The organism is Streptomyces sp. YKOK-I1, from assembly GCF_054660435.1.
On record NZ_BAAGDR010000001.1, the window covers coordinates 381656 to 397050 of the forward strand.

10 protein-coding genes and 1 pseudogene are annotated in these 15395 nt (G+C 71.8%); 8 read left to right on the forward strand and 3 right to left on the reverse strand.

The genetic code is table 11. The annotated features are described in order from the left end of the window. Window positions 1–42 precede the first annotated feature (42 nt). A pseudogene (locus ACYQ8Q_RS01795) lies at window positions 43–222 on the forward strand (SDR family oxidoreductase); the annotation flags it as partial. A gap of 57 nt (window positions 223–279) precedes the next feature. Here the strand turns inward: ACYQ8Q_RS01795 and ACYQ8Q_RS01800 are convergent. Beyond that, the gene (locus tag ACYQ8Q_RS01800) at window positions 280–1056 is read right to left on the reverse strand and encodes a MerR family transcriptional regulator (RefSeq protein ID WP_460061141.1); all 777 of its coding nucleotides are present in this window, start codon (window positions 1054–1056) and stop codon (window positions 280–282) included. Beyond that, complete coding sequence (locus tag ACYQ8Q_RS01805) at window positions 1056–2150, reverse strand: serine hydrolase domain-containing protein (RefSeq protein ID WP_460061142.1); 1095 nt, start codon at window positions 2148–2150, stop codon at window positions 1056–1058. The genes ACYQ8Q_RS01800 and ACYQ8Q_RS01805 overlap by 1 nt, the downstream gene beginning before the upstream one ends. Before the next feature lie 257 nt (window positions 2151–2407). On the opposite strand from ACYQ8Q_RS01805, the gene ACYQ8Q_RS01810 reads away from it, so the two are divergent. Together ACYQ8Q_RS01810 and ACYQ8Q_RS01815 are read left to right on the forward strand one after the other, a co-directional pair. After that, a complete protein-coding gene (locus tag ACYQ8Q_RS01810; protein WP_460061143.1) occupies window positions 2408–3769 on the forward strand; it encodes an RICIN domain-containing protein in 1362 nt (453 codons plus the stop codon). A gap of 366 nt (window positions 3770–4135) precedes the next feature. Further along, the gene (locus tag ACYQ8Q_RS01815; protein WP_460061145.1) at window positions 4136–6391 is read left to right on the forward strand and encodes a SpoIIE family protein phosphatase; all 2256 of its coding nucleotides are present in this window, start codon (window positions 4136–4138) and stop codon (window positions 6389–6391) included. Window positions 6392–7097: 706 nt separating this feature from the next. Here the strand turns inward: ACYQ8Q_RS01815 and ACYQ8Q_RS01820 are convergent. Next, a complete protein-coding gene (locus tag ACYQ8Q_RS01820) occupies window positions 7098–8183 on the reverse strand; it encodes a formylglycine-generating enzyme family protein (protein WP_460061148.1) in 1086 nt (361 codons plus the stop codon). Window positions 8184–8517: 334 nt separating this feature from the next. Between ACYQ8Q_RS01820 and ACYQ8Q_RS01825 the strand changes: the two genes are divergently transcribed. The 5 genes from ACYQ8Q_RS01825 to ACYQ8Q_RS01845 all read left to right on the forward strand — a co-directional run bounded on the left by ACYQ8Q_RS01825 (window position 8518) and on the right by ACYQ8Q_RS01845 (window position 15390). Beyond that, complete coding sequence (locus tag ACYQ8Q_RS01825) at window positions 8518–9672, forward strand: LacI family DNA-binding transcriptional regulator (RefSeq protein ID WP_460061150.1); 1155 nt, start codon at window positions 8518–8520, stop codon at window positions 9670–9672. A 311-nt stretch (window positions 9673–9983) separates the two neighbouring features. Beyond that, window positions 9984–11381 (forward strand): ABC transporter substrate-binding protein, encoded by a 1398-nt coding sequence (locus tag ACYQ8Q_RS01830; RefSeq protein ID WP_460061152.1) that lies wholly within the window; start codon window positions 9984–9986, stop codon window positions 11379–11381. A gap of 1 nt (window position 11382) precedes the next feature. Further along, a complete protein-coding gene (locus ACYQ8Q_RS01835) occupies window positions 11383–12261 on the forward strand; it encodes a carbohydrate ABC transporter permease (RefSeq protein WP_460061153.1) in 879 nt (292 codons plus the stop codon). Continuing rightward, the gene (locus ACYQ8Q_RS01840) at window positions 12258–13187 is read left to right on the forward strand and encodes a carbohydrate ABC transporter permease (protein ID WP_460061154.1); all 930 of its coding nucleotides are present in this window, start codon (window positions 12258–12260) and stop codon (window positions 13185–13187) included. The genes ACYQ8Q_RS01835 and ACYQ8Q_RS01840 overlap by 4 nt, the downstream gene beginning before the upstream one ends. A 46-nt stretch (window positions 13188–13233) precedes the next feature. After that, window positions 13234–15390, forward strand: a complete 2157-nt coding sequence (locus ACYQ8Q_RS01845) for a beta-galactosidase (protein ID WP_460061156.1) — start codon at window positions 13234–13236, stop codon at window positions 15388–15390. Window positions 15391–15395: the final 5 nt, after the last annotated feature.

A 15395-nucleotide genomic window follows, 5' to 3' on the forward strand; every position in this document is an offset into this window, starting at 1 on the left:
TGTACTCGGTGACCACGCCCCGCGTCGAACTGGTCGTGCTCGGTGTCCCCCGGCATCATCGGCACGCCGCAGGGGCGGCAGGAAGCCGCCCGGCACCCGTCCATGAAGGCCATCGTCGAGCGCACCCCGCTGGGCCGCGAGGGCCGGCCGGAGGAGGTCGCCGCCGTGGTCGCGTTCCTTCTCTCCGACGAGGCGTCCTTCCTGACGGGCGTGGACGTCCGGGTCGACGGCGGGGCGATCTCCGCACTGCACGGGGGTGCGCGACTCGGTGAGGTTCCGTCATCGGTGCGGCGGGGGTACGCCCGCGGAGCGGAGTCTGGTCTCGGTGAGCGCGGTCAGCCGGGCCGCGACCGGCGCCCGGTCCTGGCGGTGGTTGTTGATCAGCTTGTACTGGGCCGAGGCCCTGGCCCATGCCTGAAGGCTGGCGTGATCCCCCAGCAGCGCGGGATTGGCGAGATAGCGGTCGGCCATGGCTGTCGCGAGCTCTTCGATCCTCGGGTCGTCCGGCTCCCAGGTCTCGGCCTCCCAGCCGCGCTTGGCCAGCTCGATGTACTCGGGGTCCTCCAGCCCGTGTTCGAGCTGGGCCAGGAACCCGCCGAAGACCTCCGGCACCAGCGCCCGGGCCAGTACCAGGGCCTCGCGTTGCGCCGCCACGTAGTCGGGGCCGAAGCCGAGGCCGGGCATCCGGTCCAGGACCGCACAGGCACGATCGGGCAGCAGGGCCCGGTCGCCGTCGGCGAGCCGGTGCAGCGTGTCGCGACGAGCGACCAGTTCGGCGATGCGTTCGGTGAGCTGCTGCTCGACGGCGGCGAGCGCGGCGCCGAACCGCGCGGCATCGGCGTCGAGCATGGGCCCGATCTCGGCCAGCGGCACGCCCGCGGCGGCCAACGTCCGCACCTGCACCAGCTGAAGCAGCTCGTCGGACCCGTACCGCCGATAGCCGGAGCTGTCCCGTTCCGGCTCCGCGACCAGGCCGAGCTTGTGGTAGTGCCGCACCGTCTTCACCGTGACGCCGACGAACGCCGCCGCCTGTCCGATCGTGACTCCGTTCCTCATCAGCCCAGCTTGCCGCAGAGCATCTCGTCGACGACACGCTGTTGGGCGATCCGGAATGCCGGTGCTATCGACAGACCGGCGTCGTCCACCCAGGTCAGCCCGGCGGTCAGGGTCTTGCCGCCGTCGAAGGTGCTGTACATCAGGGCCGCCGAGCCCATGGTGGCTCCGTTGTGGTGGAAGACGGTGCCGCCCTCCGTCTCCTGGGCGAACACCCCCAGGCCGTACCCGGCCGTCGCCTCCGGCCTGCGCATGTCGGCCAGCAGTTCCGCCGGCAGGAGCCTGCCACCCATGAGTGCGGAGAAATACGTGTGCAGGTCCCGGGTCGTCGAGATCATGTCACCGCCGGCTCCGACCCAGGACGGGTTCTGACGGGTGACATCGACCGTGCGCTCCTGCCCGGCGTCCTCGTAGCGGTAGTACCCGTGGTGGTGCGGCTCGGGAATCTCCGGTGAGGTGCCCGGCGCCACGGTGCCGGTCATCCCCAGCGGTCCCAGGATCAGCCGCCGCAACTCCTCGGCGAACGAACGGCCTGTGACCTTCTCGACCACCAGCCGGGCCAGCACGTAGTTGGTGTTCGCGTAGCTCCAGCCCGCGCCCGGAGCGAACCGCGCCGGCTGGGACAACGACAGCCGTACCAGCTCTTCGGGCCGATAGGTCTTGAACCGGTTGTCCACCCACTCCTTGCCCTGCCAGGGGACCCCCGGCACGACCGTCCCGTCCTCGCGCAGCTCGCCGGTGTGGTTGAAGATCCCGCTGGTGTGCTGCAGCAGCATCCGCACGGTGATCCGCCGGTCGAGAGCGAACTCGGGCAGGTAGTCGTCGGCCGGGGCATCCAGGCCGATCCTGCCCTCGGCCACCAGCAGCAGCACCGACGTGGCGACGAAGCTCTTGGTGCTGCTGCCGATCCGGAAGTGCCCGTCCGTCAGCGGCTCGGCACTCCGACCCAGCATCCGCACACCGGCGCTGCCGACCCATTCGCCCCGCTCGTCGTTCAGCCGGAGCTGGACCCCGACGAAACCGGACTCGACCAGCTCCTCGATCGCCTTCTGCAGCATCGGGCGCTCTTCCCCCTGACCGGAGAGGTAGGTGGACATGGTGCTCCTTCGCATCGGTCGCTCCCGGGTCGTCGTCGTGCCGTTGCGACGAGCCTCCACCCTGCCCCAAGGTCAACCTCAACTGTGACCTGTCCCACAACCGCCGAGCAGGCAATGAGGGCGAACAGTCGGTGACTGGACGTCAGATATCGAATCCTTATGGTGAGTTCAGGTGAGAGGCCTGGCGCGGGAGGGGGGTCGCGGTATGTCATGCCTCTGCCATCACACTGGAGTGCTGGAGTGGAAAGGAAACTCCTGTGCGTCTGCGCCCTCTGCGCTTTCTCTGCGGCTCCGCCGCGCTCGCCCTGGCCCTGCCGGTCCTGTCCCCCGGGCAGGCCACGGCGGCCGTCCCCGTCTCCTCGGTCTATCTGCAGAACTACGCCACCGGCCTGAACGCCGCCGACAGCGGTGGCACGGTCGCCGCGCACAACCCCAAGGGGAACGAGGACCATCAGCAGTGGACCCCGGTCGCGGTCGACGGCGGCTATCAGTTGCGGAACTCCGACGAGTCCGGGACCTGTCTCAGCCGCAGCGGCACCTCCGCGGTGACCGCCTCGTGCGGGACGACGGGCACCGTGTGGACGATCACCGCCGGCACGGACAGCACGTACACCGTGAGCGCCCCCGGCACCTCGCAGTACCTCACCGCCTCGTCCTCCGACTCCAGTGCCGTGGCGCTCGGTTCGGCCGGTGATCTCGCCCGCTGGTACCTCACCCCGGTGTCCTACGCGACCGCGTCGATGCCCTCCACCGACACCCGCACCCTGGACCAGGTCACCTTCCTGACCTCGCACAACGCCTTCGCCAACGGCGTCGACGGCAACTTCGCCTCGTTCCCGGTGAATCTCTTCCCCAACCAGAACTACGGCATCAGCCGCCAGCTCGGTGACGGCGTGCGCGGGTTCATGCTGGACGACTACACCGTCTCCGGGCAGGCCGTGCTCTGCCACAACAGCTGTGACGGGGTGAGCAGCCCCGTCCCGCTCGCCACCGACCTCCAGCGCATGGTCGACTTCCTGAAGGCCAACCCGGGTCAGTTCGTCACCGTGTTCCTGGAGGACTACGCCTCCTCCGACGTGCTGAAGGCCTCGCTGGCCGCCGTGAGCGGGCTCTCCGACGTGCTGTACCGGCCCGACCAGGAGGGGGTGGCGACCAAGGGCTGGCCGACCATGGCGGACCTCTCGGCGCGCGGCAAGCAGCTGCTGATCTTCAGCGACCGGACCCGGGCGAGCGACACCGCGAACGGCTGGGCCACCCGTGACACCTATGGTGTGATGTACCAGCGGGAGTGGACCGTCGAGAACTACTGGTCCATGGGCGGCGGGCTCGGCGACTCCGACTGGTCCTGCTACAGCCGCTGGGGCACCGGCAGGCCGCTGACCGTGGACTCGGCCGCCTTCCACCCGCTGTTCGTGATGAACCACTTCCGGGACTACACGATCAGCGGCACCGCCACGACGGACAACGGCAAGCTCCTCAACCGCGCGCAGAACTTCTGCACGCCCGCCGCGCGCAAGAAGCCCACCTACCTCGCCGTGGACCGCTACGACCTGGGCTCCCCGACCCCGCTCAGCCAGGTCGGCACCCTCAACACGTACATCCTCGCCCCGGGACAGTGAGCGACGGTCCGCAGGGCCCCGGCCGTCGCGGTCGGGACCTGCGGACCGCCGCGATGTCGAAGTGCCGGGTCACCTCCTCGCCGACGGGGCCCGCTGTGCCGTTCACGGTCCGCGGGCCTTTGTCGACTCCTTCCTAGGCTCCGGCATGCAGGCCCCGCCCCGGCCGCACCTCACGTACGCGCCGTGAGGTGGGCACATGAGCGAGATTCGGGGGAGGGACATGGCCACGGAGCAACCGGCGGGCGCCGTCGAGCCGGGACGGCGACGGCCCCGAACCGGAGCGGCGCCGACCTCGATACGGTTCGGCGCCGACCTCGAACGGGAGCGGGGACGGCACCGGACGTGCCGTCGTCCCGCCGCGGGCTTATGGTCCGTACATGGGGGCCGTTGCGTGTGCCCGGTCGGCGGCTCGTGAGTGCAGGGGCCGGTGGTCGGCGTGTGCGCCGACGGACCGGCCGGGGCCCGGTGCGGACGGGGGTACGGGAGGTCGCCAGAGTGCCGGGGGCTGACGCCGTCGACGTCGGGGCCGGTCCGGAGCTGCTGCGGGCCGCCGTGGTCGAGGCGGGGCGGGAGACGGGCGCCTCGGTGACGGCGGTGTATCTGCTGCCGCCGGACGAGCCCGTGCTGCGGCTGGCGGTGCTGGGCGGGGCGTCGTACGACATCTCCCGCCCCTGGGCGCGGGTGGCGCTGGAGACCGCGTCCCCGGTGTCGGACGCGGTCCGGGAGCGACGCCTGGTGTGGGTGGGCGGGCCGGAGGAGCTGGCGCGCCGCTATCCGCGTCTGGCGCTCGTGGTGCCGTACCGCTTCACGATGGCCGCCGCCCCCCTCACGACCGGCACGGACACCTGGGGCGGTCTCGTGCTCCAGTGGCCCGCCCGGCATCCGCCGCAGCTCAGCCCCGCGGAGCGCGACGCGGTCGGCGTGATCTGCCGGCGGCTGGGGGCGCTGCTGCGACTGGCCGCCGACGAGGGGCGTCCGGTACGGCCCGGCGCCGAGCCGCTGATGCTGTCCGCGCCGAGGGTGCGGACGGCCGACGCGGCCCAGGCGCAGGCCGCGGTCGACTTCGCCGAGCGGATCCCGGGCGGCTGTCTGTCCCTGGACGTGGACGGCCGGATCGCCTTCGTCACCACCAGGGGCGCCGAACTGCTCGGGGCCGGCATCCCCGAGCTGCTCGGCACCAAGCCCTGGGAGGCCCTGCCCTGGCTGGACGACCCGGTGGCCGAGGACAGCTACCGGGCGGCCGTGCTCAGCCGGGAACCCACCTCGTTCACCGCGCTGCGTCCGCCGGACCGGTGGCTGTCCTTCCGGCTGGACGCGGACGCCTCCGGGGTCAGCGTGCACATCACCCCCGCCCACTCCGCCCACGCCCTCGCCCCGGTCGTGGAGCCCGCGGGCTCCGCCCCGGCCTCCGGGGCCACGCCGGGGCGGGCCGTCACGCTGTACCACCTGATGCATCTGGCGGCCACGCTCACCGAGGCCGTCGGTGTCCGGGACGTGGTCGACCAGGTCGCCGACCAGGTGCTGCCCGCGTTCGGGGCGAGGGCGCTGGCGCTGATGACGGCGGAGGACGGCCGGCTGCGGATCATCGGATACCGCGGTTACCCGGCCGAGCTGATGGAGCGCTTCGACGCCGCCCCGCTCAGTTCGGACACACCGGCCGTGCGGGCCCTGACGACGGGTGTCCCGGCGTTCTTCGCGTCCTTCGCCGAACTCAAGCGGGCCTATCCGCCCGCCGAGCTCCAGGACGGCATGTCCTCGTGGACCTTCCTGCCGCTGATCACCTCCGGACGGCCGGTCGGCTCCCTGGTCCTGGCCTACGACACACCGCACCCCTTCGCCCCCGAGGAGCGTGCCGTCCTCACCTCCACCGCCGGGCTGATCGCCCAGGCCCTCGACCGGGCCCGGCTCTACGACGCCAAGCACCAGCTGGTCCACAACCTCCAGGCCGGTCTGCTGCCCCACACGCTGCCCGAGATCCCCGGTCTGGACGTGGCCGCCCGCTATCTGCCCGCCACCCGTGGCCTGGACATCGGCGGCGACTTCTACGACCTGATCCGCCTCGACGCCGACTCGGCGGCCGCGGCGATCGGTGACGTCCAGGGCCACAACGTCAACGCCGCCGCCCTGATGGGACAGGTCCGCACCGCCGTCCACGCCACCGCGGGCGTCTCCCCGGGCGAGGTCCTCACCCGCACCAACCGACTCCTCACCGACCTCGACCCCGGCCTGTTCACCAGCTGCCTCTACGCCCACATCGACCTGGCCGCCCACCGGGCCTGCCTGGCGACGGCCGGTCATCCGCCGCCGCTGCTGCGCCACCCCGACGGGCGCACCGAGATCCTGGGGTTGCCACCGGGTCTCCTCCTCGGCATCGATCCGGCCGCCGACTACCCGTCGACGGAGATCCCGCTGCCACCGGGCTCGGTGCTGGTCCTGTACACCGACGGCCTCGTCGAGGCCCCGGGGATCGACATCGGCGACGCACTCGACACCCTCGCCGAGCGAGTCGGCCGCAGCGGAGCCCGCACCATGAACGCCCTCGCCGACACCCTCGTCCGCCACGCCCGCCGCTCCGCACCCCGCAGCGACGACATCGCCCTGCTACTGATCCGCTCCCGCTGAGGCGGAGTTCATGACAGGGCAGGACAGGACCGGGTAGGACAGGACAGCCACCGGCCCGAAACATCACCCCACCCACGCCCCCTGGCACACCGATCGAAACGACCCGGCTTCCCGTTCTCGGCGGCCCCTGCCCGGATGAGGGCCGGACATCGGCGGCCCTGCACCGGGGTACGGCCGGGACAGCCGAGGGTTGAGGCCATCCCCACGGCACGACCGGGACCCAGGCGGGGTGTGCCGGGGGGCGCCTCCGGCGCGTGCGCTGGAGGATGCACTTCGGCGCGTGTCCCGCGGACTCCGGAGGGTGTGCTGAAGCATGCCCCCGCGCGCTGGGGGATGCCCCAGACGGATGGACCGGGGATGCCCCCCGCAGGTGTCCCCGCTGGTGTCCTCGACGAGTGTCCCGGGACGTAACGCCCGCGGATCCCCGGGTCCCTCGACGGATGTGCCTGTGCCCCAGACGGGTGTGCTGGAGCGTGTGCCCCCGCGGGTGTGCCGGAGAGTGCCCCGGACGGGTGTCCCCGAAGATGCACCCCGGCGGGTCCCGGGGCCCCGACGGGTGTGCCGAAGGATGCCCCCGCGGGTGGCGCAGGAGGTGCCCCCTACGGGTGTGCCGGGGTACGCGCCTCCGGTAGCGGCCCGGCCCCCTGCCGTCGGACCGGGCCGGGCCGGGCCGCTTCATGCCGGAGGTGTCACCCTGTCGCGGCCGTCACCCCGTCGTGGCCGTCGCGGCGACGCGGAAGCCGACCGTCGGGTAGCGGCCGGACGGGTCGCGGCCCTCGCCGCGGTAGACGGCGGTGCAGCTGTTGAGGTTGGCGTACCAGGAGCCGCCGCGGATGGCGTTGACCTGCTGTCCCATCTCGCCGCCGTGGGTGGCGGTGATGACGGAGGTGGTCCACTCCCAGCAGTTGCCGCACAGGTCCCAGACGCCGTCGGCGCTGACCCCGCCGGCGTAGGTGGTGACGGGCGTGGTGTAGCCGCCGGCCTCGGTGATCTCGTCGTAGACGTCGGTGTAGATGAAGCCCGTGCGGCTGGCGGTGACGTTCCAGCCGGCCACGGTGCCGGTGCTGCCGATGGACAGGATCTCGGAGATCGGGAAGCTCTGGCCGTAGAGGTCGGAGCCGGTGGCGGTGTAGGTGGCGAGGTCGGAGCCGTGTTCGGCGAGTTCGTAGGCCGCGCACACGGCCATGTAGTTGTAGTTGCTGGTGAGCACCAGGTCGGCGTAGGTGGTGCCGGCGGTGGCGCCCCAGGGGTAGCTGAGGCCGTCGGGACCGGAGGCGGCGTTCTCCCACTCGGCCTCGGTGGGCAGCCGGAAGGTCCAGCCGTCGTCGGACGCGCGGTCGGTGAGCCAGGAGCAGTAGTCGGTGGCCGAGTCGAGGGAGACGGTCAGGACGGGGTGGTCGGCCTTTCCGGTGGGGTAGGTGCCGTTGTCCCAGTAGGGGGGCGTCTCATGGCCGGTGTCGGTGACGAACTCCAGGTACTGGGCGTTGGTGACCTCGTACGCACCGAGCCAGTAGGCGGCCGTGATGGGCGAGGCCTCGCCCGCGCCGGCGGTTCCGGCGAGATCGGTTCCGAAGGTGAAGGACGGGTTGGCGGCGATCCCGGCCAGGTCCTGGCCGGCGACCGTGGTCGTTGTGGCGGTCGCAGTCGTGGTGGTGGTCGTGGTGGCGGTGGCGGTGCTCGTCGTGCCCTGCGCGGCGAAGGCGCGGGCCGGCCGTGCGAGGCCGGCGGCGCCCGTGACGGCGAGGAGGGCGAGGAGGGTCCTTCTGCTGATGCCGGGGGCGGTCGCGTTCATGACGGCTCCTGAGGGTCCTGAGGGTGAGGACGTCGCGCGTCCCTGCGCGCATGGCTGATGGTCCATCAAGTGGCGCAATCTGTCGACACTTTGACCGTAACAGTCGCTTGGGAGTGGGCTGTGAGGGCAAACGCGTCGACAGTACGCACGGAATGGTGTATTCAGGCGCATGGCCCGTCTCCCACTCCGTTACGGTCCGACCCCTTGACGCCCCGCCTATGACTGCGTAGACATGACAGCGCAGACATGACTACGCAGTCAGACGCGCTTCACCGCGTGGCGTCTGACATCATCAGTGCGCGAGTACGACCGTTCGGCCACACCGGGAGACACCATGACGCGAGCGACAGGGCGGGGCAGCAGTTCCGCGGCGGCGCGCAGTGTGGACGTCGCCCGGCTGGCCGGGGTCTCGCAGAAGACGGTGTCACGCGTCTTCAACGACGAGCCGTACGTCTCGGCCGACGTCCGCCGTCGGGTCCTGGAAGCGGCCGAGCAGCTCGGCTACCGGCGCAACAACGCCGCCCGCGCGCTGGCCTCCGGCCGCAGCCGCTCCATCGGCGTGGTCACCCTCGGCACGGCCCTGTACGGCCCCGCCTCGCTCCTGATGGGCGTCGAGCGGGTCGTCCGGGACACGGGCTACGCGCTCCGGGTCGTCAACACCGTGGAGGGCGACCCCGCCGGGGTGGCCGGTGCCGTGGACTCGCTGCTCGACCAGGGCGTGGACGGCATCGTCATCTCCGAGCCGATCGACGAGACCGGGCCCGGGGGAGAGATGGCCCTGCGGGTCGACGTGCCGGTCCTGGTCCTCGGCGCGCCCCCCGGGCTGACCGCGCCCACGGTGCTGACGGCCGGCGACGGCGCCGATGTCATGGCCCGTACGGCGACCGAGCACCTGCTGGCCCTCGGGCACCCGACGGTCCATCACCTCGCCGGTCCGCAGCGGTGGTACGCCGCCCGGGACCGGCTGGAGGGATGGCGGGCCACGCTGACCGCGCACGGCAGGCGGGTGCCACCGGTCGTCGAGGGCGACTGGTCGGCCGCCTCCGGATACCGGGCGGGTCTCCAGCTCGCGGCCGACGGCGATCTCACCGCCGTGTTCGTCGCCAACGACGACATGGCGATCGGACTGATCCGCGCGCTGACGGAGGCCGGACTGCGGGTGCCGCAGGACGTGAGCGTCGTCGGCTTCGACGACGTCCCGGTAGCCGCCTACATCACTCCCCCGCTGACCACGGTGCGCCAGCCCTTCGACACCGTGGCCGAGGAGGGACTCAAGCGTCTCGTGCACGCCATCGAGAACCCCGACGCCGCCCCCCTGCCGCCGAGCGACCCACCGGTCGACCTCGTCGTACGCGCCTCGACCGCGCCCCCCGCCGACCGGACGACCCCGGCCCACGCGCGGCACACCACTGCCCCCACCGCCTCCCGTCCCGACGGAGGCGCCCCCGCACCCCGGCCGACGAACGGAGGTCCGTCCAGTCGCCCCTGACCCGTCCACCGGCCCCTGAGCCCCCGGCACCGCGCGTGACCGACGGTCGAGCCGCCGTACCCGTCCCGCACGTGCCCTCCCCCATCACCCCCTTCACCTCGTCGCCCGCGCGCCCCCTGGGCCGCCCCTGACCGCAGCGGGCCCGCGACCCACCCTCACCCCCCATCGGCGTACCCGGCCCCGTCGGCGTACCCGCGCGGTGGACGCGTCGCGCTCTCCCTGATGCACCGCTCTTCCCCCCTGGCTCTTCCCTTCACCCCCGCACGCCCTCGCCCCGCGTGCCCCCTTCTTCGCCCCGGCGGGAGTCCACCATGCCCAGAAACACCTCCATGCCCTTCTCCGGCTCCGCCCCGATGAGCCGCCGACTCTTCCTCGCCACCACCGGAGCCCTGTCGCTCGGCGCCGCCCTGACCGCCTGCGGCGGCAGCGGCTCCGGTGGTTCCTCCGCCTCCTCCAAGCCGGTCAGCCAGGCCGACATCGACAAGGCGATGAAGACGCCGACCGAGCTGACGTTCTGGACGTGGGTCCCGAACATCGCCAAGGAGGTCGCCCTCTTCGAGAAGAAGTACCCGGCGATCAAGGTCAAGGTCGTCAACGCCGGTCAGGGCACCCCGCAGTACACCAAGCTGCGCACGGCCCTGAAGGCCGGCAGCGGCGCCCCGGACATGGTCCAGATCGAGTTCCAGGCCATCCCCACCTTCACCATCACCAACAGCCTGCTGGACCTGCGGCCGTACGGCGCCTCGGCCCTCAAGTCGCAGTTCGTGGACTGGACCTGGAGCCAGGTCAGCGGCAGCGACGGCGAGGTGTGGGCGATCCCGCAGGACACCGGCCCGATGGGCATGCTGTACCGGCAGGACATCTTCGACAAGCACGGCATCGACGTCCCCGGCACCTGGGACGAGTTCGCCGAGGCCGCCCGCAAGCTGCACAGGGCCGACCCGGACGTGTACCTCACCAACCTCGCGGCCAATCAGGTCGCCGCCTGGCACGGACTGCTGTGGCAGGCGGGCGCCAAGCCCTACGTCACCTCCGGCAAGAGCGACATCACCATCAGCGTCGACGACGCGGTGTCGAAGAAGCTCGGCGCCTACTGGGGCGGGCTGGCGAAGGAAGGCGTCATCGGGGTCGAGCCGGACTTCACCGACTCCTGGTACGCAGCCCTCAACAAGGGCAAGTACGCCACCTGGCTGACCGCGGCCTGGGGCCCGGTGTTCCTCTCCGGCTCCGCCAAGGCGACCTCCGGCAAGTGGCGGGCCGCCCCGCTGCCGCAGTGGGACGCCGCGAAGCCCAGCTCGGGCAACTGGGGCGGCTCCACCACCGCGGTCATCCGCTCCACCAAGAACCCCGTCGCGGCGGCGATGTTCGCGCAGTTCCTCAACAGCGACCCGGCCAGCGCCCGGATGTTCGCCACCGAGCAGTTCTTCTTCCCCGCGACCAAGGCGCTGCTGACGGACGCCGAGTTCACCGCCGACGCCCCCGCCTTCTACGGCGGCCAGAAGGTCAACCAGGTCTTCGCCGACATCAGCTCCACCGTCAACGCCTCCTTCCAGTGGCCGCCGTTCCTCGACCAGGCGGCCACCGACTGGACGGAGACCGTCGGCAAGTCGCTCGCCGACAAGTCCGACACGGTCGCCGCCCTCGGCACCTGGGAGTCACGGCTGACCACGTACGCCAAGGGCCAGGGCTTCACCGTCAAGGGGAGCTGACATGGCTGCCGCACGCCGTCGCCGCTCGGCCGGCCCCCTGTTCGTGGCGCCGTTCCTGACGCTGTTCCTGCTGCTGTTCCTCGCCCCGCTCGGCTACGCCGCCTACCTCAGTCTGTTCCAGGAGCGGCTGATCGGCGGCACGGTGTTCGTCGGGCTCGACAACTACGTGCAGGCGCTGGGCGACCCCCAGCTCCTGCACGGCGTCGGCCGGGTCGCGCTGTTCTTCGTGATCCAGGTCCCGGTGATGCTGCTGCTGGCGCTGCTGTTCGCGCTCGCGCTGGACAGCGGTCTGCTGCGGCTCGCCCGGGTGATCCGGCTGGGCATCTTCGTGCCGTACGCGGTACCGAGCGTGGTGGCCGCGCTCATGTGGGGCTATCTGTACGGGCCGGACTTCGGCCCGTTCGCCCAGCTCAGCCGGGAACTCGGCCTGCCCGCCCCGGACTTCCTCAGCGGCGGCTGGATGCTCGGGAGCCTGGCGAACATCGTGACCTGGGAGTTCGTCGGCTACAACATGATCATCCTGTACGCCGCCCTGCGGACGATCCCGCAGGAGCTGTACGAGGCGGCGGCGATGGACGGGGCGGGCGCCTGGCGCATCGCCTGGTCGGTCAAGCTGCCGGCCCTGCGGCCCGCCCTGCTGCTCACCCTGCTGTTCTCGGTCATCGGCAGCTTCCAGCTCTTCAACGAGCCGAACCTGCTGATGAAGATCGCCCCGGACGTGATCAGCAGCTCGTACACCGCCAACCTGTACGCCTACTCCCTCGCGTTCACCGGTCAGCAGGTCAACTACGCGGCGACGGTCTCCTTCCTCCTGGGCCTCGTCATCGTGGCCGCCTCCTACGGCGTCCTGCTCACCGCGAACCGCAGGAGGACCCCATGACGACCACCACTCCCCCGGCGACGGTCGCGCCGGACGCCGCGCGGCCGGCGCGCACCTCCCGGACGAGGGCGCGCCGGACCCGCCGCAGCACCCCCCTCACGATCGCCATGCTGGCCGCCCTGGCCTACTTCCTCCTCCCGCTGTTCTGGCTGCTCATCGCCTCCACCAAGAGCACCCAGGACCTGTTCAACAGCTTCGGGCTCTGGTTCTCCCACGCCCCGCAGCTACTGGCGAACATCCGGGCGACCTTCGCCCAGGACGACGGCGTGTTCCTGCACTGGCTGCTGAACACGGTCGTGTACGCCGTCGTCAGCGCGGTCGGGGCGGCGCTGCTGGCCGCCGCCGGAGGGTACGGGTTCGCGAAGTTCCGCTTCCGCGGCGACCGGCTCGCCTTCAACCTCGTCCTCGGCGCGGTCATGGTCCCGACCACGGCCCTCGCGATCCCGACCTATCTGCTGTTCGCGAAGGCGGGCCTGGTCAACACGCCCTGGGCGGTCATCCTGCCGTCGCTGGTGAACCCCTTCGGGCTCTACCTGATGCGGATCTACGCCGAGGACGCCGTACCGGACAGCCTGCTGGAGGCGGCCCGCATCGACGGCGCGGGCGAGGTGCGGATCTTCGCGCGGATCGCGCTGCGGCTGCTGGGCCCCGGCCTGGTCACCGTGCTGCTGTTCACGCTGGTGGCGACCTGGAACAACTACTTCCTGCCGCTGATCATGCTGAACGACCCGGATCTCTACCCGGTGACCGTCGGTCTGTCGTCCTGGGCCGCGCAGGCGCAGAACGGCGGCGCCGGCTCCAGCAGCGACATGCTGGCGCTCGTCGTGACCGGCTCCCTGCTCTCGATCGTCCCCCTCGTCGTGGCCTTCCTGATGCTCCAGCGCTACTGGCAGAGCGGTCTGGCCGCGGGCGGCGTCAAGCAATAGGCGCGTCAGGCAACACCCCCCTTCCCTGTCCTCCGGAGGTTTCTTCATGGCGGAACTGCCCGCCCGCGTCCTGTTCGGTGCCGCCTACTACCACGAGTACCACCCCGAGTACGCGCCCGAGGTGCCCTCGGACGAGCAGCTCAAGACCGACCTCGACCTGATGGCCGAGGCACGGTTCACCGTCATCCGGGTCGGCGAGTCCGTCTGGTCGACCTGGGAGCCGGAGAACGGCCGCTTCGACCTGGAGTGGCTCCAGCCCGTCCTCGACGGCGCCCATGAGCGCGGTATCTCCGTCGTCCTCGGCACCCCGACCTACGCCGTGCCGCCGTGGCTGGCCCGGCTGTACCCCGAGATCACCGGCGAGGACGCCACCGGCCGGCGCCTCGGCTGGGGTGCCCGCCAGGAGGTGGACATCACCCACCCGGCATTCCGGTTCCACGCCGAGCGGGTGATCCGGAAGATCGTCGCCCGGTACGCGGACCATCCGGCGGTCATCGGCTTCCAGGTCGACAACGAGCCGGGACTGCACCTGCTGCACAACCGGGGCGTCTTCCAGCGGTTCGTCGACCATCTGCGCGCCAGGTACGGCGACGTGGAGACCCTGAACCGCGCATGGGGCCTGGTGTACTGGTCGCACCGGCTGTCCGACTGGGCCGATCTGTGGACGCCGGACGGCAACGCACAGCCCCAGTACGACCTGGCGTGGCGGGAGTTCCAGGCCCGGCAGGTCACCGAGTTCATCGCCTGGCAGGCCGACATCGTACGCGAGTACGCCGGTCCGGAGCAGTTCGTCACCACCTGCATCTCGTACACCCGCCAGGGGGTGGAGGACGACGAGATGACGGACGCCCTCGACATCGCGGCGGGCAACCCGTACTACGACATGCAGGACGGCCTGCTGCTCCCGGACCCCACCCCCGAGGACCACGAGCAGCTCTGGAAGACCACCGGGGTGTGGTCGATGTACCAGACCGCGGACTGGATGTTCGCCTCCCGGCAGGCGCCGTTCCTGGTCACCGAGACCAACGCCAACTCCATCGGCATGGCGTGGGACAACCGCCCGGCCTTCGACGGCCAGTGGCGGCAGGCCGCCTGGGCGCTGGTGGCGCGCGGGGCCCGGATGATCGAGTACTGGCAGTGGCAGACGCTGCGCTTCGGGGCGGAGACGTACTGGGGCGGGGTCCTCCCGCACAGCGGCCGTCCGGGGCGGACGTACGCCGAGATCGCCCGGCTGGGCGCGGAGTTCGCGACGGCGGGCCCGCTGGTCGCGGGTCTGGAGCCGGACGCCGACGTCACGCTCGTGTACTCGCTGCCCAGCAAGTGGCTGATGCAGCAGCACCCGGCGCTGTCGAAGCCGGACGGCTCGCCGGACCCCGCCTCCTACCACCGCATCCTGGACCCGTTCTACCGCGGCGCCTTCGACGCCGGACGGCAGGTGCGGATGGTCCACGCCCGGCAGTTGCACGACCCGCGCGGCGAACGGCCCGGCCCGACCCCCGAGGAGGCGGTGGAGCGTCACCCGGTCCTCGTCGTGCCGGCGCTGTACGTGGTCGACGACGCGACGGTCGACTGGCTCGCGGCGTACGCGGCGGCGGGCGGCCATCTGGTGCTGGGCCCGCGCACCGCGTACGCCGACCACGAGGCCCGGGCCCGTCACGTGCAGGCGCCGCCCCGGCTGGTCGAGGCGGCGGGGCTGCACTACGACGAGTTCAGCAACCTGGCCCGGCCGGTGCCGGTGCGTGCGGTGCCCGGGGGCCCGCTGCCGCTGCCGGAGTCCGCGACGGCGACCCGCTGGGCCGACGCGCTGACGGTCACCGACGCCGAAGCGCTCGTGGAGTACGTCCATCCGCACTTCGGCCGCTGGCCCGCGGTCACCACCCGCCCGCACGGCGCGGGCCGGGTCACCTGCGTGGGCACGGTCCCCGGCCGTGAGCTGGCCCGTGCGCTCGCCGAGTGGCTGGCGCCACGGGCGCGGAGCGGCTGGCGGGACCTGCCGGCCTCCGTGACGGCGACGACCGGCACCTCCCCGGACGGACGCCGCGTCCATATCGTCCACAACTGGAGCTGGGAGCCCGCGCGCCCGACCGCTCCGGTGGACCTCACCGACGCCCTGGACGGCGGATCCGTCCCGGCGGGCACCGCGCTCGACCTCGGCCCGTGGGACGTGCGCGTCCTCGTGGCCGGCCCGGACGACCACTCCTGACCCCG